Source organism: Mycobacterium sp. NTMscope_MAC_12, from assembly GCF_976985675.1.
In genome coordinates this window covers 878390-902344 of record NZ_CDRJYY010000001.1, presented here as the reverse complement: position 1 = coordinate 902344, position 23955 = coordinate 878390, and the positions used below count along the sequence as shown (strand labels likewise).

18 protein-coding genes are annotated in these 23955 nt (G+C 67.5%); 8 read left to right on the top strand and 10 right to left on the bottom strand.

Annotation, left to right across the window (positions count from 1 at the left end; translation table 11 throughout):
- The first annotated feature begins 71 nt into the window (after nucleotides 1-71).
- On the top strand, nucleotides 72-674 hold the full coding sequence (locus AC0KS4_RS04325; RefSeq protein ID WP_225329983.1) for an LppP/LprE family lipoprotein: 603 nt from the start codon (nucleotides 72-74) through the stop codon (nucleotides 672-674).
- 60 nt (nucleotides 675-734) lie between these two features.
- Nucleotides 735-4157, top strand: coding sequence for a TM0106 family RecB-like putative nuclease (locus tag AC0KS4_RS04320; RefSeq protein ID WP_238958104.1), 3423 nt, complete (start codon nucleotides 735-737; stop codon nucleotides 4155-4157).
- Between the two features lie 5 nt (nucleotides 4158-4162).
- On the opposite strand, the gene AC0KS4_RS04315 is transcribed toward AC0KS4_RS04320, so the two are convergent.
- A complete protein-coding gene (locus AC0KS4_RS04315; protein WP_374109657.1) occupies nucleotides 4163-6037 on the bottom strand; it encodes an MFS transporter in 1875 nt (624 codons plus the stop codon).
- Between the two features lie 408 nt (nucleotides 6038-6445).
- Between AC0KS4_RS04315 and AC0KS4_RS04310 the strand changes: the two genes are divergently transcribed.
- The 4 genes from AC0KS4_RS04310 to AC0KS4_RS04295 all read left to right on the top strand — a co-directional run bounded on the left by AC0KS4_RS04310 (nucleotide 6446) and on the right by AC0KS4_RS04295 (nucleotide 13063).
- Nucleotides 6446-7225 (top strand): hypothetical protein, encoded by a 780-nt coding sequence (locus AC0KS4_RS04310; RefSeq protein WP_225329980.1) that lies wholly within the window; start codon nucleotides 6446-6448, stop codon nucleotides 7223-7225.
- 184 nt (nucleotides 7226-7409) lie between these two features.
- Nucleotides 7410-11144, top strand: coding sequence for a multifunctional oxoglutarate decarboxylase/oxoglutarate dehydrogenase thiamine pyrophosphate-binding subunit/dihydrolipoyllysine-residue succinyltransferase subunit (locus AC0KS4_RS04305; protein WP_238958106.1), 3735 nt, complete (start codon nucleotides 7410-7412; stop codon nucleotides 11142-11144).
- 129 nt (nucleotides 11145-11273) lie between these two features.
- Nucleotides 11274-12101 carry an SDR family NAD(P)-dependent oxidoreductase gene (locus tag AC0KS4_RS04300; RefSeq protein WP_238958107.1) on the top strand — a complete coding sequence of 276 codons (828 nt, stop codon included), beginning with the start codon at nucleotides 11274-11276 and terminating at the stop codon, nucleotides 12099-12101.
- A gap of 110 nt (nucleotides 12102-12211) precedes the next feature.
- Nucleotides 12212-13063 carry an SDR family NAD(P)-dependent oxidoreductase gene (locus tag AC0KS4_RS04295; RefSeq protein ID WP_238958108.1) on the top strand — a complete coding sequence of 284 codons (852 nt, stop codon included), beginning with the start codon at nucleotides 12212-12214 and terminating at the stop codon, nucleotides 13061-13063.
- A 59-nt stretch (nucleotides 13064-13122) separates the two neighbouring features.
- Here AC0KS4_RS04295 and AC0KS4_RS04290 read toward each other — a convergent pair whose 3' ends face one another.
- The 3 genes from AC0KS4_RS04290 to AC0KS4_RS04280 all read right to left on the bottom strand — a co-directional run bounded on the left by AC0KS4_RS04290 (nucleotide 13123) and on the right by AC0KS4_RS04280 (nucleotide 16246).
- Nucleotides 13123-13995 carry a glycine betaine ABC transporter substrate-binding protein gene (locus AC0KS4_RS04290; RefSeq protein ID WP_238958109.1) on the bottom strand — a complete coding sequence of 291 codons (873 nt, stop codon included), beginning with the start codon at nucleotides 13993-13995 and terminating at the stop codon, nucleotides 13123-13125.
- The gene (locus AC0KS4_RS04285) at nucleotides 13992-15182 is read right to left on the bottom strand and encodes an NAD(P)-dependent malic enzyme (RefSeq protein ID WP_225330228.1); all 1191 of its coding nucleotides are present in this window, start codon (nucleotides 15180-15182) and stop codon (nucleotides 13992-13994) included. The genes AC0KS4_RS04290 and AC0KS4_RS04285 overlap by 4 nt, the downstream gene beginning before the upstream one ends.
- A 74-nt stretch (nucleotides 15183-15256) precedes the next feature.
- Entirely contained in the window at nucleotides 15257-16246 is a 990-nt protein-coding gene (locus AC0KS4_RS04280; RefSeq protein WP_238958110.1) for a malate dehydrogenase, read from the bottom strand.
- A gap of 178 nt (nucleotides 16247-16424) precedes the next feature.
- Here AC0KS4_RS04280 and corA point away from each other — a divergent pair, with 178 nt between their 5' ends.
- Nucleotides 16425-17525 (top strand): magnesium/cobalt transporter CorA, encoded by a 1101-nt coding sequence (gene corA, locus AC0KS4_RS04275; RefSeq protein ID WP_225330226.1) that lies wholly within the window; start codon nucleotides 16425-16427, stop codon nucleotides 17523-17525.
- 82 nt (nucleotides 17526-17607) lie between these two features.
- Here the strand turns inward: corA and AC0KS4_RS04270 are convergent, their stop codons facing one another.
- From AC0KS4_RS04270 to AC0KS4_RS04245, 6 genes are read right to left on the bottom strand one after another with little or no spacing between them, the layout of a single operon-like run.
- Nucleotides 17608-18201, bottom strand: a complete 594-nt coding sequence (locus tag AC0KS4_RS04270) for a suppressor of fused domain protein (protein WP_225330225.1) — start codon at nucleotides 18199-18201, stop codon at nucleotides 17608-17610.
- Nucleotides 18198-19376, bottom strand: a complete 1179-nt coding sequence (locus tag AC0KS4_RS04265; protein ID WP_238958111.1) for an ABC transporter ATP-binding protein — start codon at nucleotides 19374-19376, stop codon at nucleotides 18198-18200. The genes AC0KS4_RS04270 and AC0KS4_RS04265 overlap by 4 nt, the downstream gene beginning before the upstream one ends.
- A 4-nt stretch (nucleotides 19377-19380) precedes the next feature.
- Nucleotides 19381-20220 (bottom strand): carbohydrate ABC transporter permease, encoded by an 840-nt coding sequence (locus tag AC0KS4_RS04260; protein ID WP_238958112.1) that lies wholly within the window; start codon nucleotides 20218-20220, stop codon nucleotides 19381-19383.
- Nucleotides 20210-21115, bottom strand: coding sequence for a carbohydrate ABC transporter permease (locus AC0KS4_RS04255; RefSeq protein ID WP_238958382.1), 906 nt, complete (start codon nucleotides 21113-21115; stop codon nucleotides 20210-20212). The genes AC0KS4_RS04260 and AC0KS4_RS04255 overlap by 11 nt, the downstream gene beginning before the upstream one ends.
- 32 nt (nucleotides 21116-21147) lie before the next feature.
- Nucleotides 21148-22560 (bottom strand): extracellular solute-binding protein, encoded by a 1413-nt coding sequence (locus AC0KS4_RS04250; protein WP_225330222.1) that lies wholly within the window; start codon nucleotides 22558-22560, stop codon nucleotides 21148-21150.
- 23 nt (nucleotides 22561-22583) lie between these two features.
- A complete protein-coding gene (locus AC0KS4_RS04245) occupies nucleotides 22584-23111 on the bottom strand; it encodes a YflT domain-containing protein (RefSeq protein WP_225330221.1) in 528 nt (175 codons plus the stop codon).
- A 183-nt stretch (nucleotides 23112-23294) separates the two neighbouring features.
- On the opposite strand from AC0KS4_RS04245, the gene AC0KS4_RS04240 reads away from it, so the two are divergent.
- Nucleotides 23295-23891 carry a DUF4190 domain-containing protein gene (locus AC0KS4_RS04240; protein ID WP_238958113.1) on the top strand — a complete coding sequence of 199 codons (597 nt, stop codon included), beginning with the start codon at nucleotides 23295-23297 and terminating at the stop codon, nucleotides 23889-23891.
- The last annotated feature ends 64 nt before the right edge of the window (nucleotides 23892-23955 follow it).

The following is a 23955-nucleotide window of genomic DNA, read 5'->3' as shown; positions in this document are numbered from 1 at the left end:
GTCCGGCGGTCCGCGTGATCATCAGCACAGCCGAGCGGGGCCCGGCCACGCCTGCCACACCCGCGGAGCCGATGACGGTACGGTGCGTCGATGTGTGGTCGCTACCGTGTCGTACCGAGCCACTGACCTGCTCGGCCGCTGTTGCATTAATCGCCATCACCTTGACCGGCTGCGGTTCAGGAGATTCCACCGTCGCAAAGACACCGCAGGCCAGGACGTCGGAAACCCCGTCGATCACTGCCCCGGCCACGCCGTCGCCGGCTGCCCAGCCCGGCAACGCGCCACCGGCCGATCCATGCGCGGTCAATCTCGCCTCGCCCACCATCGCGAAGGTGGTGTCCGAACTGCCGCGCGACCCGCGCAGCCAGCAGCCGTGGAATCCCGAGCCGCTGGCCGGCAACTACAACCAGTGCGCGCAGCTCTCGGCGGTGATCATCAAGGCCAACACCAACGCGGTCAGCCCGACCACCCGCGCGGTGCTGTTCCACCTCGGCCAATTCATCCCGCAGGGTGTCCCCGACACCTACGGCTTCAACGGCATCGACCCGGCGCAAACCACGGGCGACACCGTGGCGTTGACCTACCCGGGCGGGATCAAGGGCTTGAACACCGACGTGAAGTTCCATTGGAACGGCAACGCGGTCGAACTGATCGGCAATACGCCCGGGCACTGATCCCGGGCACGCCCGCCCAGCGCGACCATCCTGTCGGAGCCCTGTCCTACAGTGGCTCCAGTGTTCGTGACCGGCGACAGCATCGTTTACAGCGCGTCGGACCTTGCCGCCGCCGCCCGCTGCGAATTCGCGCTGCTGCGGGATTTCGACGCGAAACTCGGCCGCGGCCCGGCGACCGCGATCGAGGACGAACTGCTCACGCGGACAGCCGCCCTCGGCGACGAGCATGAGCGGCGCGAGCTCGCCCGATTGCGCGAGCGGTTCGGCGATGAGGTCGCGGTCATCGGCCGCCCGGCGTACACGACCGCCGGGCTGGCGGCGGCCACCGACGCGACGCTGCGCGCCGTCGCCGACCGCGCCCCCGCGGTGTATCAAGCCGCGATGTTCGACGGCCGCTTCCTCGGATTCGCCGACTTCCTAGTGCGTGACGGCGAGCAGTATCGGGTCGTCGACACCAAGTTGGCCCGCTCCGAAAAGGTGACCGCGCTGTTGCAGCTCGCCGCCTACGCCGACGCGCTGGCCGCCTCGGGCGTGCCGGTCGCGCCGGAGGCCGAACTGCGGCTCGGTGACGGAACGGCCGTGCGGCACCGCGTCTGCGACCTGGTCCCGGTCTACCGTTCGCAGCGGGCGCGCCTGCAGCGGCTGCTCGTCGACCACTATGCGAGCGGCGCCGCGGTGCGGTGGGACGACGAAAGCGTGGCCGCCTGTTTTCATTGTCCGTTGTGCCTCGAGCAGCTACGGGCCGCCGACGATGTGCTGCTGGTCGCCGGCTTACGAGTAAGCCAGCGGGACAAGCTGTTCCATGCCGGCATCACCACCGTCGCCGAACTGGCCGCCCACAACGGACCCGTGCCCGGGCTTGCCCCCGGTGTCGTCGCCACGTTGACGACTCAGGCGAAACTGCAAGTGCGCCAACGCGACACAGGCGTGGCGCAGGTCGAGGTCATCGACCCACAGCCGTTGGCGCTACTCCCCGAGCCGGACCCCGGCGATCTGTTCTTCGACTTCGAAGGCGACCCGCTGTGGACCACCGACGGCCGCGAGTGGGGCCTGGAATACCTGTTCGGTGTCCTGGAGGCCGGCCCGACGGGCACGTTCCGCCCGCTGTGGGCGCACAACCGGACCGATGAACGCAAAGCACTGACCGATTTCTTGGCGATGGTGGCCAAACGGCGCAAGCGCCGCCCCAACATGCACATCTACCACTACGCGCCCTACGAGAAGACCGCGTTGCTGCGGCTGGCCGGGCGCTACGGCGTCGGCGAGGACGAAGTCGACGAACTGCTGCGCAGCGGCACGTTGGTCGACCTTTACCCGTTGGTGCGCAGGAGCATTCGCGTCGGCGCGGAGTCATTCAGCCTCAAGGCGCTCGAGCCCCTCTACATGGGGTCCCAACTGCGCGCGGGGGACGTGACCACCGCGACCGATTCGATCACCTCCTACGCACGGTATTGCGAACTGCGCGCAGAGGGCCGGGGCGACGAGGCCTCGTCCGTGCTCAAGGAGATCGAGGACTACAACCACTACGACTGCCGGTCGACTCAGGAATTGCGTAACTGGCTGCTGCTGCGCGCCTATGAATCCGGCGTCGTACCGATCGGCGCCCAGCCCGTGGGCGACGGCAACACCGTCGAGGACCGCGACCCACTGGCGGTGACGCTGTCGGCGTTCACCGGGGCTGCCGGCATCGACGAGCGCACCCCGGAGCAGACGGCGGTGGCGTTGGTGGCCGCCGCACGCGGCTACCACCGCCGCGAGGACAAACCGTTCTGGTGGGCGCATTTCGACCGGCTGAACTTCCCCGTCGACGAATGGGCGGACAACACCGATGTTTTCGTCGCCGAGGACGCGTCCGTCAGCGTCGACTGGCACACCCCGCCCCGCGCGCGCAAACCGCAGCGACGCCTGCAGTTACACGGCGAGCTGGCCCGCGGCGACCTGAAGAGCGACGTCTTTGCGCTGTACAAACCGCCGGCGCCGCCCGGCATGACCGACAGCCCGGACCGACGGGCGGCCGGACGGGCCACGGTCCTCGAAGCCGACGACCCGGCGGTGCCCACCACAGTGATCGTCCTCGAACGAGTTGGCGGCGACGGCAAGCCATTTCACCAGCTGCCCTTCGCGCTGACCCCCGGCCCGCCGATTCCCACCACGGCGCTGCGGGAGTCGATCGAGGCGACCGCCGCAGCACTGACCGACGGACTCCCGCGCCTACCCTGCAGCGCCATCGTCGACGTCCTGCTGCGCCGCGCGCCCCGCACGCGCAGCGGCACTCCCCTGCCGCGCGGCACCGACGCCTCGAACATCACAGCCGACATCACCGCCGCACTACTCGATTTGGATTCGTCGTACCTGGCGGTGCACGGGCCGCCCGGCACCGGCAAGACGCACACGGCCGCGCGAGTGATCCAACACCTGGTCACCGAGCGCGGCTGGCGCGTCGGCGTCGTCGCGCAATCGCACGCCACGGTGGAGAACCTGCTGGACTGCGTGATCGACGCCGGCCTGGATCCGCAACGGATCGCGAAGAAGCGCAACGACCACCAGGCTCCGCGCTGGCAAGAGATCGACGGCAGCGCGTACGCCGCGTTCCTCGCTGACACGCCGGGTTGTGTGATCGGCGGCACCGCATGGGATTTCGCCAACGCCAACCGGATACCGCCGGGCAGCCTGGATCTGCTGGTGATCGACGAGGCGGGCCAATTCTGTCTGGCCAACACCATCGCCGTGGCTCCGGCCGCCGCGAATCTGCTGCTGCTCGGAGACCCCCAACAGTTGCCGCAAGTCAGCCAGGGCACCCATCCGGAGCAGGTGGACACGTCCGCGCTGGCTTGGCTGGTCGACGGTCAACGGACGCTGCCCGACGAACGTGGCTACTTTCTGGACCGTTCCTACCGGATGCACCCGGCCGTCTGCGCCGCTGTGTCCTCGCTGTCCTACGAAGGCAGGCTGCATTCGGATGAATGCACCGCCGCCCGCCGCCTGGACGGGTACGGGCCGGGTGTGCGGCTGCTTTCGGTTGAGCACCAGGGTAATTCGACCGAAAGCCCGGAGGAGGCCGACGCGATCGCCGCCGAGATCGGGCAACTGCTCGGCGCGCCATGGACCGATGAGCACGGCCGCCGGGCATTGACGGCCGCCGATGTGCTGGTGCTGGCACCCTACAACGCGCAGGTGGCATTGCTGCGTCGCCGGTTGAGCTCTGCCGGGCTCGGCGGTGTGCGGGTGGGGACCGTCGACAAGTTCCAAGGCGGCCAGGCGCCCGTGGTGTTCATCTCGATGACGGTTTCCTCCACGGACGTGGTGCCACGCGGAATGTCCTTCCTGCTCAACAGGAATCGACTCAACGTGGCGGTCAGCCGGGCGCAATACGCAGCGGTGATCGTGCGGTCGCCGTCGCTGACGGACTACCTGCCCGCCACGCCCGCGGGCCTGACCGACCTGGGCGCATTCTTGGCGCTCACCCAACCCGATCTGCGCTGAGGCGCCTAATTTCCCGACGAGTGCCGGCCGTAACCGGTGGGATCGTCGTCGGGATCGGCGCGGTGGTGGTGACCTCGCAGCGAGTCGCCCTCGGTGAAGTGGTGACCCGCCGGACCCCTGTGGGGGCGGCGCGGCGGTCGGGTAAACCGCTCCACCGGCGGGCTGGGCTTGACCGAGCGTCGCACCGCCACCTGACGGAGGCGCTTGCCGCTGTCGACATGAGAGCCGTTGTGGGCAAAGCCAATTGGTTGCGCCGGCGCTACCGGCTCATTGAACACGCTGCGCGACGAATCGACCGGGCCCCGCGGCCGCGGGCCGGCGGGAGGGGGCCCCGCATTAGCCCGCTCCCCTGACGGCGGGCCGCCGCGCTCGACATCGGATTCGCGTTGGAGGAGCAATTCGACGTACTCGTCGTCGTCATAGTCGTCGTCGACGATGTCATCGTCGTCGGGCCCGAAGGGATCGCCGCCTCGGCCGGTGCGCGACCAGGGGGCGAAGCCCACCAAGAACAGGGCGGCGATGATCCCGAACAACGCGATGAACGCGGGCAACAGCACCGATTGCGACATCGCGACCGCAAACGGTTCGCGCAGAAACGGGGGCAACTGCAACGCGATGGCGTCCTCGTCGACGCCCCCACCGGACGGCCGCCGCGGCATTTCGGCACTGATCCGCCAGGTCATGAATGCGGCCATGCCGGCGCTGCCGAGCACCGCGCCCAGCTGCCGGACCGAGTTGTACACCGCAGAGCCCGCACCGGCCAGCTGCGCGGGCAGGTTTCGCGTCGCGGTCGCGGTCAGCGGCGACCACACGAACGCCATCCCCACGCCCATCGCGAAGAACGGCAACACCAGCCGCCAGATCGGCGTCGTCGGCGCCATCTCGAAGGTGAGCCAGGTCAGCGCGATCGCCAGCACCGAAAAACCGAAACCGAGCACCGGCCGCGGATGGTAGTTGTCGACGATCTTGCCGACGAACGGCGCGAACACCCCGTTGGCGATCGCCATCGGCGCGATCAGCAGGGCCGAGCGCGTCGGCGACAGCCCGCAAACAGCCTGCGCATAAAACGTCAGCGGCAGCATCATCGCCGTCGCGGCGAACGAGACGATTGCCACCCCGACGTTGCACAGGCTGAAGTCGCGGTCACCGAAGATCACCAACGGAATCAGCGGTTCGTGGGGGTTCGCCGACTGCCAGAAGACGAACACCGTCATGAACCCGAAGCCCGCGACGATCAACGCCCAAATCCACGGCTGCCAGTGCGCGGCCTGCCCCTGCTGCAGCCCGAACACGATCAGGAACATGCCCACCGCGGACAGGCCCACCCCGATCAGATCGAACCGGTGTGACTGGGTGGGCAACACCGGGATCAGCCAATACGCCAACGCCAGCCCGATCACCCCGATGGGGACGTTGACGAAGAAGATCCACTCCCAGCCCAGCCCGTCGACCAGGACACCGCCGGCCAGCGGGCCCACCAGGCTGGCGACTCCCGCGGTGGCGCCCCACAAGCTCACCGCGATGCCGCGCCGTTCCGGCGGGAAGATCCGGGTGATCGTCGACAAGGTTTGCGGGGTGAGCACGCCCGCTCCGATGCCTTGCACGACGCGGGCCGCGATCAGCATGGCGGCGCTGCCCGACAGTCCGCACCACACCGAGGAGATAGTGAAGACCACCAGGCCGATCAGGTACAGGTTCTTGGGGCCGAACCGGTCGCCGAGGCGACCCGCCACGAGCAACACGACGGCATAACCCAGCAGGTAGGCGCTGGTCACCCAGACCACGGTGTCGTAGCCGATGCGCAGGTTGGCCATGATGGTCGGGTTTGCGATCGCGACGATGGTCGAGTCGACCATGATCATGAAAAAGCCGATCATCATCGCCCAAAGCGGGTTCCAGGGGTTCTGTGAGTGCGGCGAGCTCCGGGTGATGAAATCCCAGCGATGGGCGGCCCGCGCCGGCCCGGAACCCGCACGCCCCTCACCCTCGGGCGTGCGGGGCGCAGCCGTGGTCATCCACCCCACCTCGTTTCGCTCCCGACGATGCCGTTTACGCCGCATCGGCCCGTCTGGTCGACCGGCCTGAACTGCCAGGTCATCGACCGCGCGCACGGCGAACCGTTCACCACGACGACCGACCAACGGCACGGCCGTCGCAGACATCCAGCCTGCATTATTCCCGGCGGCGCAAGAGGGCCGGCAGCCACGGATCCGGTGGGGACAGATAACGCGTCAGGATGTGCCGCGGGCACGTTAGCCTGAAGGAACCCCATTTGCAGGAGAGACAGTATGCGGGCCCGACGGAACAGGTCGCGGAAGCGGTTTTTCAACATGGCCAACGCGGGAGAGGCGCCGACCGGCAAGGACGGTCGGCCCAAGATGTCCGCGCGGGCGTTGGCGCAGGTCATCGAGCGCAGCTCGCGGATACAGGGCCCCGCCGCCGAGGCTTATGTGAACCGGCTGCGCAACGCCGATCCCGAGGCCAGCCCGGCGGAGATCCTGGCCAAGCTGCAGAAGCGTTACGTGGCCATCGTGACGGCCGGCGGCGTTGCGGTTGGGGCCGCGGCGACCGTCCCCGGAATCGGCACGTTGAGTGCCCTGTCCGCGGCGGCCGCGGAAACGGTGACGTTCCTCGAGGCCACCGCGTTCTTCGTGTTGGCGGTCGCGGTGGTCCACGACATTCCGGCCGATCACCGCGAACGACGCCGCGCCCTGGTGCTGGCGGTGCTCGTCGGTGACAACAGCGAGCACGCCGTCGCGGAGCTGCTCGGTCCGCGGCGCACCAGCGGCGGCTGGATTTCCGAGAGCCTGGCCGCGCTGCCGCTGTCGTCGATGTCGGGACTGAACTCGCGACTGCTCAAGTCGTGGGTCAGGAAGTACACCGTGCGGCGGGGCGCCCTGTTGTTCGGCAAACTGCTGCCGGTCGGGATCGGGGTCGTGGTGGGGGCAGTGGGCAATTACCTCGCCGGCAAGAAGATGGTCCGCAACGCCAAGCGGGCGTTCGGCGCCCCACCCGCGCGCTGGCCCCGCGCCCTGCATCTGGTGCCCCCGGTCCCCGAAGCCGGCTGACCCTCCCCGAGGCCCCCCGGTCCGCCTGGCAGATTGGTGGCGAGAGGTTAGCCTTTATAGGGCGGAAGCAATGCGTGCCGCCATGGCTATGAGGTGCTCGGCCCGCCGGGGCCGACGAGGGTGCTGCCGCGCAATAGCGCTGCGGTGACCCTGTAGGACAAAGGGATTGAGGCGAACTGCGGTCGTGAGCAACATAAGTTCACCATTCGGTCAGAACGAATGGCTGGTCGAGGAGATGTACCGCAAGTTCCGCGATGACCCCTCGTCGGTGGATCCGAGCTGGCATGAATTCCTGGTCGACTACAACCCCGAGCCCACCGGCGAGGCGGCGCCCGCGGCCCCGACCAGCGGCGATGGCCGGCCGGCCGCGGCCCCCGCGCCGGCGAAGCCGGCCCCGGCTCCCGCCCAAAGCCCCAAGCCCGCGCCCCCTTCCAGCACGACACCCCCCGTCAGCACGGCCGCCGGCAACGGGGTCCCGGCGCGGCCCGCGCCGGCGAAGGCCGCCGCTCCCCCGCCGGCCGAAGGCGACGAGTTGCAGACGCTGCGCGGCGCCGCGGCGGCCGTCGTCAAGAACATGTCGGCGTCGCTGGACGTGCCGACGGCGACCAGTGTCCGCGCCGTCCCCGCCAAGCTGCTGATCGACAACCGGATCGTCATCAACAACCAACTCAAGCGCACGCGCGGCGGCAAGATCTCGTTCACCCACCTGCTCGGGTACGCGCTGGTGCAGGCGATCAAGAAGTTCCCGAACATGAATCGGCACTACGCCGAGGTCGACGGCAAACCCACCGCCATCACCCCGGCGCACACCAACCTCGGCCTGGCCATCGACCTGCAGGGCAAGGACGGCAAGCGTTCTCTGGTGGTGGCCGGCATCAAGGGCTGCGAGACCATGCGGTTCGCGCAGTTCGTCACCGCCTACGAAGACATCGTGCGACGGGCCCGCGACGGCAAGCTGACCGCCGAAGACTTTGCCGGCGTGACGATTTCGCTGACCAACCCGGGCACCATCGGCACCGTGCACTCGGTGCCGCGGCTGATGACGGGCCAGGGCGCCATCATCGGCGTCGGCGCCATGGAATATCCCGCCGAGTTCCAGGGCGCCAGCGAGGAACGCATCGCCGAGCTGGGGATCGGCAAGCTGATCACGCTCACGTCGACCTATGACCACCGCATCATCCAGGGCGCGGAATCCGGCGACTTCTTGCGCACCATCCACGAGATGCTGCTGTCGGACGCCTTCTGGGACGAGATCTTCCGCGAGCTGGGAAACCCCTATCTACCGGTGCGCTGGAGCACCGACAACCCGGACTCGATCGTCGACAAGACCGCCCGGGTGATGGAGTTGATTGCGGCCTACCGCAATCGGGGCCATCTGATGGCCGACATCGACCCGCTGCGCTTGGACGGCAGCCGGTTCCGCAGCCACCCCGACCTCGAGATCCTCAACCACGGTCTGACGCTGTGGGATCTGGATCGGGTGTTCAAGGTCAACGGGTTCGCCGGTTCCGAATACAAGAAGCTGCGCGACGTGCTGGGTCTGCTGCGCGATGCCTACTGCCGTCACATCGGCGTGGAGTACACCCACATTCTCGAGCCCTCGCAACAGGAATGGCTGCAGCAGCGTGTCGAGACCAAGCACGTCAAGCCGACGGTGGCCGAGCAGAAGTTCATCCTGAGCAAACTGAACGCGGCCGAGGCCTTCGAAACCTTCCTGCAGACCAAATACGTTGGGCAGAAACGGTTTTCACTTGAGGGTGCGGAAAGCATCATTCCAATGATGGATGCGGCGATCGACCAGTGCGCCGAGCACGGGCTCGACGAGGTGGTCATCGGGATGCCGCACCGCGGCCGGCTCAACGTACTGGCCAACATCGTCGGCAAGCCGTACTCACAGATCTTTTCCGAGTTCGAGGGCAACCTCAACCCGGCGCAGGCACACGGCTCCGGAGACGTCAAGTACCACCTGGGCGCCACCGGCGTGTACCTACAGATGTTCGGCGACAACGACATTCAGGTTTCGCTGACCGCCAACCCGTCGCACCTGGAAGCCGTCGACCCGGTGCTGGAGGGCCTGGTCCGGGCCAAGCAGGACCTGCTGGACCGGGGCGCCGAGGACCAGGGCGACGACAAGGCCTTCTCGGTGGTGCCGATGATGCTGCACGGCGATGCGGCGTTCGCCGGTCAGGGCGTGGTCGCCGAGACCCTCAACCTGACCCACCTGCCCGGTTACCGCGTCGGCGGCACCATTCACATCATCGCCAACAACCAGATCGGCTTCACCACCGCGCCGGAGTACTCGCGGTCCAGCGAGTACTGCACCGATGTCGCGAAGATGATCGGGGCGCCGATCTTCCACGTCAACGGCGACGACCCGGAGGCGTGCGCGTGGGTGGCCAAGCTGGCCGTCGACTTCCGGCAGGAGTTCAAGAAGGACGTCGTCATCGACATGCTGTGCTACCGCAAGCGCGGGCACAACGAAGGCGATGACCCGTCGATGACCAACCCCGCCATGTACGACGTCGTCGACATCAAGCGCGGAGTCCGCAAGAGCTACACCGAAGCCCTGATCGGCCGCGGCGACATCTCGATGAAGGAAGCCGAGGACGCCCTGCGCGACTACCAGGGCCAGCTCGAGCGGGTGTTCAACGAGGTCCGAGAGCTGGAGAAGCACGGCGCGCTGCCGAGCGAATCGGTGGAAGCCGACCAGATGCTGCCCGCGGGCCTGGCCACCGCGGTGGACAAGGCGTTGCTGGCCCGTATCGGTGACGCATTCCTGGCGCTGCCCGAGGGCTTCACGGCGCACCCGCGGGTGCAGCCGGTGCTGGAGAAGCGCCGGGAGATGGCCTACGAGGGCAAGATCGACTGGGCCTTCGCCGAGCTGCTGGCGCTGGGCTCGCTGGTGGCCGAGGGCAAGCTGGTGCGGCTGTCGGGGCAAGACACCCGGCGCGGCACCTTCTCGCAGCGGCACTCGGTGATCATCGACCGCAACACCGGTGAGGAGTTCACGCCGCTGCAGCTGCTGGCGACCAACCCCGACGGCACCCCCACCGGCGGCAAGTTCCTGGTCTATGACTCCCCGCTGTCGGAATACGCCGCGGTCGGCTTCGAGTACGGCTACACCGTGGGCAACCCGGACGCCCTCGTCCTGTGGGAAGCCCAGTTCGGGGACTTCGTCAACGGCGCGCAGTCGATCATCGACGAGTTCATCAGCTCCGGTGAGGCCAAGTGGGGCCAGTTGTCCAACGTGGTGCTGCTGCTGCCGCACGGCCACGAAGGCCAGGGCCCCGACCACACCTCGGGCCGGATCGAGCGCTTCCTGCAGCTGTGGGCGGAGGGTTCGATGACGATCGCGATGCCCTCCACGCCGTCCAACTACTTCCACCTGTTGCGGCGGCACGCCCTCGACGGCGTGCAGCGGCCGCTGATCGTGTTCACGCCCAAGTCGATGCTGCGCAACAAGGCGGCGGTCAGCGACGTCAAGGACTTCACCGAGATCAAGTTCCGCTCGGTGCTCGAAGAGCCGACCTACGAGGACGGCATCGGTGATCGCAGCAAGGTCAGCAGGGTCCTGCTGACCAGCGGCAAGCTCTACTACGAGTTGGTGGCCCGCAAGGCCAAGGACAATCGGGACGACGTGGCGATCGTGCGGATCGAGCAGCTCGCTCCGCTGCCGAAGCGCCGGCTGGGCGAAACGCTGGACCGCTACCCGAGCGTCAGGGAGTACTTCTGGGTTCAAGAGGAGCCCGCCAACCAGGGCGCGTGGCCGCGCTTCGGTCTGGAATTGCCCGAGCTGCTGCCCGACAAGCTGACCGGGCTCAAGCGGATTTCCCGGCGGGCGATGTCGGCTCCGTCGTCGGGCTCGTCGAAGGTGCACGCCGTCGAGCAGCAGGAGATCATCGACACCGCCTTCGGCTAATGACGAACGTCGATTTGGTTGGGCGGAGACGCCCGGTTTCGCGCAACTGCTCGACGTTCACACCCGACGAGAGCGGTACCGCCGGTACCGGCTAGCCTCGACGCAAACGGGCCAACAGGAAGGGTGCTCATGCAAGGGTTCGCCGGCAAGGTCGCGGTGGTGACGGGTGCGGGTTCGGGTATCGGGCAGGCACTGGCGCTGGAACTGGCTCGCTCGGGAGCCAAGGTGGCCATCAGCGACGTCGACCTCGAAGGCCTGGCCCACACCGAGGAGCAGCTGAAGGCGATCGGTGCGCAGGTCAAGGCGGATCGCCTCGACGTGACCGAACGTGAAGCGTTCCTGGCCTACGCCGACGCGGTCAAAGAGCACTTCGGCAAGGTCAACCAGATCTACAACAACGCCGGGATCGCCTTCACCGGTGACGTCGAAGTCAGCCAGTTCAAGGACATCGAACGCGTGATGGACGTCGACTTCTGGGGCGTCGTCAACGGCACCAAGGCTTTCCTCCCGCACCTGATCGCCTCCGGCGACGGACACGTCGTCAACGTCTCGAGCGTGTTCGGGCTGTTCTCCGTGCCGGGGCAGGCTGCCTACAACTCGGCCAAGTTCGCCGTCCGCGGCTTCACCGAGGCGCTGCGGCAGGAGATGGTGGCGGCCGGCCACCCGGTGGCGGTGACCACGGTGCACCCGGGCGGCATCAAGACCGCGATCGCGCGCAACGCCACCACCGCCGAGGGCCTCGACCAGGCCGAGCTGGCCAAGTTGTTCGACAAACGGCTGGCCAAGACCACCCCGCACCGCGCGGCCCAGATCATCCTCGACGCGGTGCGGAAGAAGAAGGCGCGGGTGCTCGTCGGGGTGGACGCCAAGCTGCTGGACATCTTGGTTCGCCTGACGGGTTCGGGGTATCAGCAGCTGTTCGGGCCCGTCATGGGCCGGCTGCTGCCCAAGCAGTGATCGATCTCTCAGTGCGGCGCGGCCGCATGTTCACCATTTCGCCCTGCGCTAGCCACCGCCGCTGGTAACGATTAGCGTCAACGCGTCAAGCCTGGTCGAGGGAGTATTGCATGGATGGGTTCGCCGGCAAGGTCGCCGTGGTCACCGGCGCGGGTTCGGGCATCGGCCAGGCGTTGGCGGTGGAGTTGGGGCGCGCCGGTGCCAAGGTGGCGATCAGCGACGTCGACACCGCGGGACTGGCGCAGACCGCCGAGCAACTGGCGGCGACCGGCGCGCCGGTCAAGTCCGATCAGCTCGACGTGACCGAGCGCAGCGCCTTCCTGGCTTACGCCGACGCGGTCAACGAGCATTTCGGTGCGGTCAACCAGATCTACAACAACGCCGGCATCACGTTCATCGGATCCATCGAGGACAGCCGGTTTAAGGACATCGAACGCGTGATTGACGTCGACTACTGGGGCGTCGTCAACGGCACCAAGGCTTTCCTCCCGCACCTGATCGCCTCCGGCGACGGACACATCATCAACATCTCGAGCGCGCTCGGCCTGTTTTCGGCGCCCGGCCAGGCGGCATACGTCTCGGCCAAGTTCGCCGTCCGCGGGTTCACCGAGGCGCTGCACCAGGAGATGGCGCGCGCCGGTCACCCGGTGCGGGTGACGACGGTGCACCCGGGCGGCATCAAAACCGCGTTCGCCCGCAACGCCACCGGCGTCGAGGGGGTCGACCACGCCGAGCTGGCCAGCCTCTTCGAGGAACAGCAGGCCAAAACCACCCCGGAACGGGCGGCTCAGCTCATCCTCGAAGGGGTGCGCAAGAACAAGGCCCGGGTGTTGGTGGGGCCGGACGTCAAGGCGATGGACCTGGTCGTGCGGCTGACGGGTTCGCGACCGGAGCTGCTGCTGGGTGGGCCCATCATGGGCCGGCTTCAGCAGTTTGTGCACCGGTTGATGCCCAAGCGCTGACCCGGTCGATGAGCGCGTGAATACGCGCGAAGAGAGCCGGGGCACATCAGCCCTGACGTTCAGCGCCCCAGCGGGTGCTCGGCTAACCAGCCCGCCGCCACCGCCTGCGGGTCGGCGCCCGCACCCACCTGCCGGCGCATGTCGACCAGGGCGGCGGTGTCCAGCACGCCGGCCACTTCGTTGATCGCCAACAATTGCCGGTCGCTGAGCGCGTTGCGACGATACAGCGGCACCACGTTCTCGGCCCGAATCAGTGTGGGTTTGGCGTCGGCCAGCGCGACCAGGTCGGCGTGCGCGCCGGGATCGGCGGTGGTCGTCCATCCCGCGGTCAGCTGTCCGGCCGCGACCGCCGCGAACATCGTTGTGCCATCCGGGAATTCACGCGGGGCGGGAAGGCGGCAGGGGCCGATGGCCGACGGCGGCCGTTGACCGGCGACGGCCCCGACGACGAGGCCGGCACAGTGTTGCGGCAGCGTGCTCAAGTCCGCACTGACATCGCTGCCGCCCCACGCCTTGGCGGTGGCTCGACTCACCAGCAGCACGGGTTTGTCCTCGGCGGCCGTCGTGTAGTCGCCCGCCACGATGCCCTCGGGTAGCGCGGCGATCATCGCGCGGTAGACGTCTTTGTCGGACATCGCCGTCGCGCCGGGCTGCAGGGCCTGCAACACCCGGCCGGTGAAGGCGGGAACGACGGTGACTGCGCCCGAATCCAATTGACCCTTGGGGTCGGCGGTCGCCTGGAACCGCGCGCCAAATCCGTAGGACCGCAAGGCCGCCACGTAGATGTCGGCCAGCACCGTCGACTCGGCGTCGGACCGGGACCCGACCACCACTTCCGCGCCGGCACGACGATCGCCCCCGGTGTCGGTCGCGCAACCGGAAACGGCAATTAAGGCGGCGAGCAGCGGTGCCGCCAGCCTGCCGATCCTCACCCCGTGGTGTCGGACGCGATCGCCACGGCCGCGGCCACCGCTTCCCCGACGCGCAGGTCCAGCGGGCTGGGGACGATCCGGTCGGGAGCGAGGTCGTCGCTGACGACGGAGAAGATCGCCTCGGCCGCGGCGACCATCATCTTCTCGGTGATCCGGCGGGCACCGGCGTCCAGCGCACCGCGGAACACCCCGGGGAATGCCAGCACGTTGTTGATCTGGTTTGGGAAGTCGCTGCGGCCGGTGGCCACCACCGAGGCGTACTTGGCCGCGATTTGGGGGTGGATCTCCGGATCCGGGTTGGACAGCGCGAACACGATCCCGTTAGGGGCCATGGTGGCGATCATCTCTTCGGGGACCACGCCGCCCGACAGACCGAGAAACACGTCGGCGCCCCGCAGGGCTTCCGCCGCGCTGCCGGACAGCCCGTCGGGATTGGTGCGCCGCGCCAGAGCCGCCTTGACGTCGTTCATGTCGTCCCGAGCGGTGTGCAGAATCCCGCGCGAGTCGAGGACGGTGATGTCCGAAACACCCATCACCATAAGGAGATTGGTGCACGCGACGCCGGCCGCGCCGGCCCCGGAAACCACCACCTTCAGCGAGTTCATGTCCCGGCCGAGCAGCTTGCTGGCACCCATGAGCGCGGCCAGCACAACGATGGCCGTGCCGTGCTGGTCGTCGTGCATCACCGGGCAGTCCAGCGCCTCGATGGCTCGGCGTTCGATCTCGAAGCAACGCGGCGCGGCGATGTCCTCGAGGTTGACGGCGCCGAACGTCGGGCGCAGGCGCACCAGGGTTTCCACGATCTCGTCGGGATCCTTGGTGTCCAGCACGATCGGGATGGCGTTCAGCCCGCCATACGCCTGGAACAGGGCGCACTTGCCCTCCATGACCGGCAACGACGCCGCGGGCCCGATGTCGCCCAGGCCGAGCACCGCGCTGCCGTCGCTGACCACCGCCACCAACCGGTTCGCCCAGGTGTAGCGGGCCGCTTGAGCGTGGTCAGCGGCGATCGCACGGCTGACCTGCGCCACACCCGGGGTATACGCGATGGACAAAGCGCGCTGCGTGTCCAGCGGGGACGTCAGGCCTACCGAAAGCTTCCCGCCGACGTGTGCCTCGAAGATCTCCTCGTCGGTGATCGCGCCATGCTCGGCCTGCGTCTGTATCGATTCAAGCAATTCGGACACGGGGTTCAGGGTACTGACTACCCATTAGTAGGCCTAATTGGTGACGTGGGTCATACCGAGCGCGAAGCGCCGAGCTAGATCAGCTTGAGTTCCGTGACCGCGGTGCGCTCCTCGACCAGCTCGGCGGTGGTCTTGTCGATGCGGCCCTGGGAGAACTCGTCGATCTCCAGGCCCTGCACGATCGACCAGTTGCCGTCCTTGGTGGTCACCGGGAACGACGAGACGATGCCCTCGGGCACGCCGTAGGAGCCGTTGGAATAGACGGCCATCGACACCCAGTCGCCCTCCGGGCTGCCCAGCAGCCAGGACCGGGCGGCGTCGACGGTCGCCGATGCGGCCGACGCGGCCGAGGACGCGCCGCGGGCGTCGATGATGGCGGCGCCGCGCTTGGCGACGGTCGGGATGAAGTCGTTCTCGATCCAGGCCTGGTCGTTGACCACCTCGGCGGCGTTCTTGCCGCCGACCTCGGCGTGGAAGATGTCGGGGTACTGGGTGGCCGAGTGGTTGCCCCAGATCGTCACCTTCTTGATGTCGGTGACAGCGGCACCGGTCTTCTTGGCCAGCTGCGAGATGGCCCGGTTGTGGTCCAGGCGGGTCAGCGCCGAGAACCGCTCCTTGGGGATGTCGGGGGCGTTGCTCAGCGCGATCAGCGCGTTGGTGTTGGCCGGGTTGCCGGTCACCCCGACGCGGACGTCGTCGGCGGCGACGGAGTTGAGCGCCTTGCCCTGGGCGGTGAAGATCGCGCCGTTGGCCTCCAGCAGGTCGCTGCGCTCCATGCCCGGGCCGCGCGGCCGCGCCCCGACCAGCAAAGCCAGGTTGACACCGTCGAAGATCTTGTTCGCGTCCGCGCCGATCTCGACACCGGACAGCAGCGGGAAGGCGCAGTCGTCCAGCTCCATCACGACGCCCTCGAGCGCCTTGAGAGCGGGCTCGATCTCAAGGAGACGCAGCTCGATCGGGCGGTCGGGGCCCAGCAACGAGCCACTCGCCAGGCGGAACAAGAGGCTGTAGCCGATCTGGCCGGCGGCGCCGGTGACGGCGACCTTGAGAGGACTTGCGCTCACGTCGATGTACTCCTTGTGGAGAAGGTCGTGCAGATTCGGGTTTCGGCTCGAAACTAGCGCACCCTTTTCCGACCGCGTCCTCCGGTCCGCTACCAGGGCTGATCGTCAGGCTTTGAACAGCCGGGACGCGTAGCATGGAGCACCGCCCGGTCGGACCTGTGCTGCGTGGGAGGTGGATGTGTTCCAAGGATTCGACGCACTGCCCGAAGCGCTTCGGCCGCTCGCGCAGGAACCGGAGCCGCAGCCGAGCGCCGACCCTCGACCCCCCAAGGAAACGCTCGTTGACTGCGCCGTCTACGCCGACGGCCACCGGCTGCCCGGCAAGATCGATTACGCCGCGTCCCTGGACAAAGTGCGCGAGATCGAAACGCTGGGCCACGAAGGGTTCGTCTGGGTGGGTCTGCGCGAACCCAGCCAGGCCCAGATGCAGGAAGTGGCCGACGTGTTCGGGCTGCATCCGCTGGCCGTGGAAGATGCGGTGTGCGCCCATCAGCGCCCCAAGGTGGAGCGCTACGACGACACGCTGTTCCTCGTCCTCAAGACCGTCAACTACGTCCGCCACGAATCGGTGGTGCTGGCCCGCGAGATCGTCGAGACCGGCGAGATCATGGTCTTCGTCGGCCGCGATTTCGTGGTCACGGTCCGCCACGGTGAACACGGCGGGCTGTCCGAGGTGCGCAAGCGGATGGACGGCGACCCCGAGCAGATGCGGCTGGGCCCCTTCGCGGTGATGCACGCGATCGCCGACCATGTGGTGGACCACTACCTCGAGGTGAGCAGTCTGATGTTGTCCGACATCGACAGCATCGAGGGCCTGGCGTTCGCTCCGGGCAGCAAGATCGACGTCGAACCGATCTACCTACTCAAACGCGAGGTCGTCGAGCTCCGGCGGTGCGTCAACCCGCTGTCGGCCGCGTTCCACCGGATCCAGGTGGAGAACAAGGACGTGATCTCCAAGGAACTTCGGCGCTATCTGCGCGACGTCGCCGACCACCACTCCGAGGCCGCAGACCAGATCGCCAGCTACGACGACACGCTCAACTCGTTGATCCAGGCGGCGTTGGCCCGCGTCGGGATGCAGCAGAACAACGACATGCGCAAGATGGCGGCCTGGGCCGGCATCCTGGCGGTGCCCACCATGGTCGCCGCCATCTACGGGATGAACTTCCGCTTCATGCCCGAGCTGAATTGGACGTGGGGCTACCCCGGGGTGATGGCCGTCATGGTCGTCGTCTGCCTGGTGCTGTATTTCCAATTCCGCAACCGCAACTGGCTCTGATGCTTTTTCGCCGAGCGTGTATCCACGGCGAAATCGCAGAATTCTCGCCCTGAGTGCACGTTCGACGATGCGCTCAGCGCGGTCAGTTGGGTTGCGCGGCGGGGCGATTGGTGTTCAGCACGTCGACGCCGTCGTTGTCCCACGCCTGCCGCATCGCCTCGGCGCCTTTCAGCCGCACCCACGCCGCCTCGGTCGCGGTGATGGGCGTCGCCGACAAGAAGCGCACCGGGTCCCGGGGCGGTTCCAGTGGTAGATCCGCGATCTCGCTGCGGCCCAGCAACACCGCGGTGAACGGCACCTTCCGCGACGGCGACGCCCACAGCGGGGAGCCGAGGTCGATCAGCGCATCGGCACTCAGCACGGCACCCTCGACGGCCGGAGTTGCCGCCAGTATCGCGATGCTGCGGGCGATTCCGGTGATCGGGCCGGGATCGCGCAATTGCAGGACGATTTCGGCACGCGGGCCGCGCACCGGGTCGGCGACATCCAGGGTCGGTTCGGTCATCGGGTGGCGCGAGCAGCCCAGCGAGACGTAATGGACCAGCCCGCTTGTCTCGCGGAATCGCAGCACCTCGATGGTTTCGGTGCCCAGAAATGTCACGCTCGCCGAGTCGGGTTCGAGGTCGCCGAAGTGAGCGCGTACATGCGCACGAACCTGCTCCAACGGCTGGGTCACCGCGGCTCCGACGGCGCGATGGTCAGGTTGGCCCCCGAGTCGGCGTCGAAGACAACGAGCCGTGTCGTGTCGAACGCCAACTCGATCGACTGCCCGATGACCGCTTTGGATTCTGCGGGAACCCTTGCTACGAACTGGTTTTCGTGCGCGTCTCCCTCGGCGGCAAGGTCGTCCAGTTGAGCCGAGTGCGCGGCCCATGCCGCCGTGGAGAAGTACACGTACTTGTCAGCGCCCAGCGATTCGACCAGGTCGACCTTCACCTCGAAGGTCAGCGCCCTGATGCGCTGGTACCCGTCGATCAACGCGGCGTCGGACAGGTGCTCGGGCCGCACACCCACGATGACGCTGCCCGGTGTCGGATGCTGAGCGATCACCTCCCGGACTTCCGGTGTCAGCATCACCTCCCCGAAGGGGAGCGTCAACCCGATGGGGGTCAACGTGGCGGGGAAGAAATTCATCGCCGGCGAGCCGATGAAGCCCGCGACGAACAGGTTGGCCGGGTGTTCGTAAAGCTCGTCGGGGGTGCCGATTTGCTGTGCGACGCCCGAATGCATCACCACCACTCGGTCGCCGAGGGTCATGGCCTCGGTCTGATCGTGGGTGACGTAAACGGTGGTCGTACCCAGCCTCTTTTGCAGCCTGGCGATCTCGCCACGCATCTGGACGCGCAGTTTGGCATCCAGGTTGGACAGGGGCTCGTCCATCAAAAACGCCTTGGGATGACGCACGATGGCGCGGCCCATCGCCACCCGCTGCCGCTGCCCACCGGACAACTGCGAAGGCTTGCGGTCCAGAAACTCGGTCAGGTCAAGGGTTTTGGCGGTCTCGGCGACCTTCTGCGCGATCTCGGGCTTCGGCATCTTCGCCAGCGTCAACGGGAACGCGATGTTTTGCCGCACCGTCATGTGCGGGTACAGCGCATAGGACTGGAACACCATCGCGATATCGCGGTCTTTGGGCGCTTTCTCGTTCACCCGTTCGCCGCCGATGCGCAGCTCTCCCGAGGAGATATCTTCAAGCCCCGCAATCATGTTCAGCGTCGTGGTCTTACCGCAGCCCGACGGGCCTACCAGGATCAGGAATTCACCGTCGGCGATGGTGATGTTCAGGTCCTGCACCGCCACGGCGCCGTCGGGATAGCTCTTGGTGACATGGTCCAGCACAATCTCGGCCATCGCGTCATCCCTTCACAGCGCCGGAGGTCAACCCGGCGACGATTCGTCGTTGGAAGATTAGAACAAAAGCGATGATGGGAACGGTGATCACCACGGCCCCGGCCGCGACCGATCCGGTCGGCTCCTCGAACTGTGAACTGCCGCTGAAGTTCACGATCGCCACCGGTGCGGTGATGGCGGCTTTGGTGGCGGTCAGGGTCAGCGCCAGCAGCAGATCGTTCCAGGCGAAGATGAACACCAGGATCGCGGCGGTCACCACGCCGGGCGCCGCCAGGGGGACGATCACCTTGCGGAACGCCTGAGCCGGCGTGGCGCCGTCCATTGTCGCCGCCTTCTCCAAATCCCATGGGATCTCGCGGAAGAACGCCGACAGCGTGTAGATCGCGAGCGGCAGCGCAAACGTGATGTAGGGCAGGATCAGGCCCGGCCAGGTGTCGAACAGGCCGATGAAGCGTTCGATGTTGAACAACGGTGTGACCAACGAGATCGCGGGAAACATGGTGATCAGCAGGGTGGCGCCGACCAGCGGTCGCTTGCCCGGAAAATCCAGGCGCGCGATCGCATAGCCCGCCATCGCCCCGAGAGTTACCGCGATCGCGGTGGTGATCAACGCGATCCCGACGGAGTTGATCAGTGCCGAGCTGAAGAAGTCGCCGCGAAAGATGCCGCGATAATTGTCCAGGGACATCGACGACGGAATCAGCTTGCCGTCCTTGACCGTTGACGTCGGCTTCAGGGAGAGGCTGAAGATCCACAACACCGGAAGCAGCGCGTACACCACGACCACGATGTCGATGACCGCCCAGATCGCGGTGCGCCGCGCGCCCTGCCCGTCAACGACCATCGACGTCACCACCGGGCGCCGCCGCGCCGAAGACCTTGATGAACAGTAGGGCGATGAGGCCCACGCAGAAGAAGATCAGCACGCTGATCGCCGAGCCGAGCCCGACGTTGAACCCCTTGAACAGGTTGTCATAGCCCAGGATCGAGACCGAATCGGTGTTGTTGGCGCCATTGGTCAAGACGTAGATGTTGTCGAAAATGCGGAAGGCGTCGAGTGTTCGGAACAGCAGGGCGACCACTACCGCCGGCTTGATGATCGGCATGATGACTCCGGTCAAGCGGCGCCACGGGCCGGCGCCGTCGACCTGCGCGGCCTTCAGCAGATCCTCTGGCACCAGCGCCAGCCCGGCCAGCAGCAGCAGCGCCATGAACGGTGTCGTCTTCCAGACCTCGGCGATCACGACGATGGCCAGCGACGGGATCTGAGCGGTCAGCGGCGCACTACCATGCGGCAGCAGGTTGGCCAGATAGCCCGTCCCCGGGGTCCAGGCGTAGTACCAGCTGTACGACGCGACCACCGTCACGATGCCGTACGGGATCAGGATCGCGGTGCGCACCAAGCCCTTTCCGACGAGGGTGCGGTGCATCACCAGCGCCAGCGCCAGGCCGAGGACGAATTCGAGGGACACCGAAACCACGGTGATGCCCAGGGTGACCGCCAGCGCGGTCCACCAATACCGATCGGTCAGGATCGTCACGTAATTGCTCAGGCCGATGAACGCGGTGTCGTCGGGGACGGCAAGGTTGTTGCGCTGCAGGCTCAACCACACGGCGTAGCCGATCGGATATGCCGTCACCGTCAGCATCAGGATCGCCGCCGGGGCGGCGAGTAACAAAGCCAATCGCTGTTCGGAGTGCTGATTCCGGGTCCGCAAACGCGATGCGACGGAAGGCAGTCGGGCCGGGCGCGTTTCGGGGGCCGTGGCCGTCACGGCAACAGCCCCTTCCCGTCGATGGCCTTCTGCACCTCGGTGGCGAGCTCGTCGGCGGTCCGCTCGGGGTCGACCTTGGTGATCGGGCTCAGCGTCGCGGCCAACCGGATGGCCACCGCCTGATAGACCGGCGTGGCCGGACGCACCGCGGCATCGGTGAGTTGGCGGCGAATGATCGTGTACATCGGGTACTTGGCCTGGAACTGCGGGTCCGAATACAGCGACGTGCGCACCGGGGGCAGGCCCCCCGCGATCGACACGTACTTCTGGTGCTGCAGGCTGCGCAGGCAGCGGATGGCTTCGAACGCCTCGGCTCGGTGGCGGGTGGTGCTGGCCACCGCCAGGTTCGCGCCGCCGATGGTCACCTTGGCCGGACGGCCCGGCGTCACACCGGGATACGGCGCGAAGCCGAAGACTTTCTGGCTGGCCTGATAGGCGATGCGGAATTGCTCGTCAGTGGGCACGAACGTTCCGACGTCGTTGATGCTGCCGGCCAACCGCGGATCCTGGTTGAGCGGCAGAAAGGGCACACCGCCCTTCACCGCGTTCTCCAGCATGGATGCCAGCGCGTACGGCCAGTTGACCGCGAGCGCGGCCCTGCCCTGTTCGACCGCCAACCGCGCGGTGCCCTCGTCGGTGCGGGTGATCGACGGATCGGCCCCGGGCGCGCTCGCCACGGATTTGAGGATCCGCAGCGCAGTGACGGTGGCTGCCCGGTGCGCCGGCGTGTCGGTCAACGTGACGTGGCGGCCGTCGTCGGATAGCACCTGGCCGCCCCCGCTGGCCAGCAACGTGTTGAACCAGACCACCAGGCCTTCGCCCTCGTTGGCCTGCACGGCGATCCAGCTGGGCTGCCCCGCGGCGTGCAATCTGGTGGCCTCGCGCACCATCCCATCCCAGGTTCGCGGCGGCTGACGCACCAAATCCGGCCGATACCAAAGCAATTGGGTGTTCGTTGTGACGGGGGCTGCGTAGAGCTTGCCTTCCCAGCGCGCCGTCGACAGCGGGCCCGGCAGGATATCGGCCGTCGCGTCGGGTTCGGCGCGCCCCGCGGGATCGTCGGACAGCGGTAGCGCCCAGCCCGCCTCGGCGAACTCCGCCGTCCACACCACGTCGAGCGACATCACGTCCAGCGTGCGGTCGTGACCGGTCAACCGCCGCGCCAGCTGCAAACGCTGCTCGCCGGGGGCTCTGGGCAGACTGATCTGTTGAATGGCGAAGCGGCCGCCGAATTGCTTGGTGCAATCCTGCGCGACCGCGGTGAACGTCGCACCGTCGGCAGCCGTGGTGTAGAAGCTGATTACCAGCCCGTGCGTTCCGGAAGCGCATGCCGATACCGCCGCGGCGATGGTGAGCGTCGCCAGCGCGATTGCGCCCGTCCGGCGTACGCGCACACGACGACTCACCACCGATCACACCTCTCGTGCGCGCCTCAGATCGCCAAGCGCGCCAACAGGTCCCGCGCCTTTTCTGCGTTTTGCGGATCACAGAGCACGTCGTAGCGCCCAGCCACCAATTGCATGGTCGAACTGAAATCCCTTGTGCCACGGGCCATTGAATACGGAACAGCCGAAGTGATGAGCCCGAAGAAGACGCCGGCGACCAGGCCCGTGACCAGTGCGCCCCAGGGATTGGGACTGAAGAAGCCCAGCACCAGGCCGATGAACAGGCCCAGCCACGCCCCGCTCAGCACGCCTCCGCCGAGCACCTTGGGCCAGGTCAATCGGCCGGTAACTCGCTCCACCTGCATCAGGTCGACACCCACGATGGTCACCTGTTGGACCGGGAACTGTTGCTCGGAGAGGTAGTCGACGGCGCGTTGCGCCTCGGCGTAGGTGGGATAGGACCCGACCGGCCAGCCCCGCGGAGGTGTCGGCAGTCCAGGCGACCCTCGCCCACGCCCCGTCGCGCCTCCTGGCGTCGCGCCGGGAACCTGCCCAGGCTGGAAAGGATTAGTCATCGCCGTTCATTGTCCTCCGCCTCGGTCGTCGTTTCATCTCAGGGCCTTTCCACCCTATCCCGCGGCCCGGCGCCACCTGCGAAAACACGGCGCGCTGGCGCGGGGTGACCAGCCCGGGGCTGCGCGGCGCCCTGACGTTTCGCAACGGTGGCCGCCACCTGCCCATGGGTTAGGTTGAACACCATGACAGCTCCCGGCGGCGGCTTCGGCGAGAGTGCCCACGACGACAAGGCCGACCCACCCACCGGCGGCGACGCCTCTGAGCAGCAGGACCAGCCGGCCCCCTGGGAACCGCCCTCCGCCGATTCGGCGCCCCCGCCGTATCCACCGCCGGGCTATCCCACCGACTACGCAGCCGGGTATCCGCCGCCGTCGTACCCCCCGCCCGTCCCGCCACCACCGGGCTATGAACAACCACCCGGTTACGGCGGATCGCCCTACCCGCCGGCACCACCGCAGTACGCCGGGCCGCCCCCCTACGGGTCTCCCGGATATGCGGGCGGCTATTACCCGCCGCCGGACTACCACGGTGGCTATCCGGCCCAGGCCGCTGTGCCCGGGACGAACCCGCTGGCGATCGCCTCGCTCATCGCGTCGTTCACCGGCCTGTTGTGCTGCATCGGCTCAATCGTGGCCATGGTGCTGGGCGCGATCGCCCTGGACCAGATCAAGCGGACCCGGCAGGAGGGTTTCGGCCTGGCGGTCGCCGGCATCGTCATCGGAATCGCCACGCTGGTGGTGACTTTGGTGATCGTGCTCTTCGCGCTGCGCACGCATTAGCGGCGTTCGCCCCGCATCAGTGCCTGGCGCGATCGCAAGCGCGGCGGAGCCGGGCGCAGCGGGT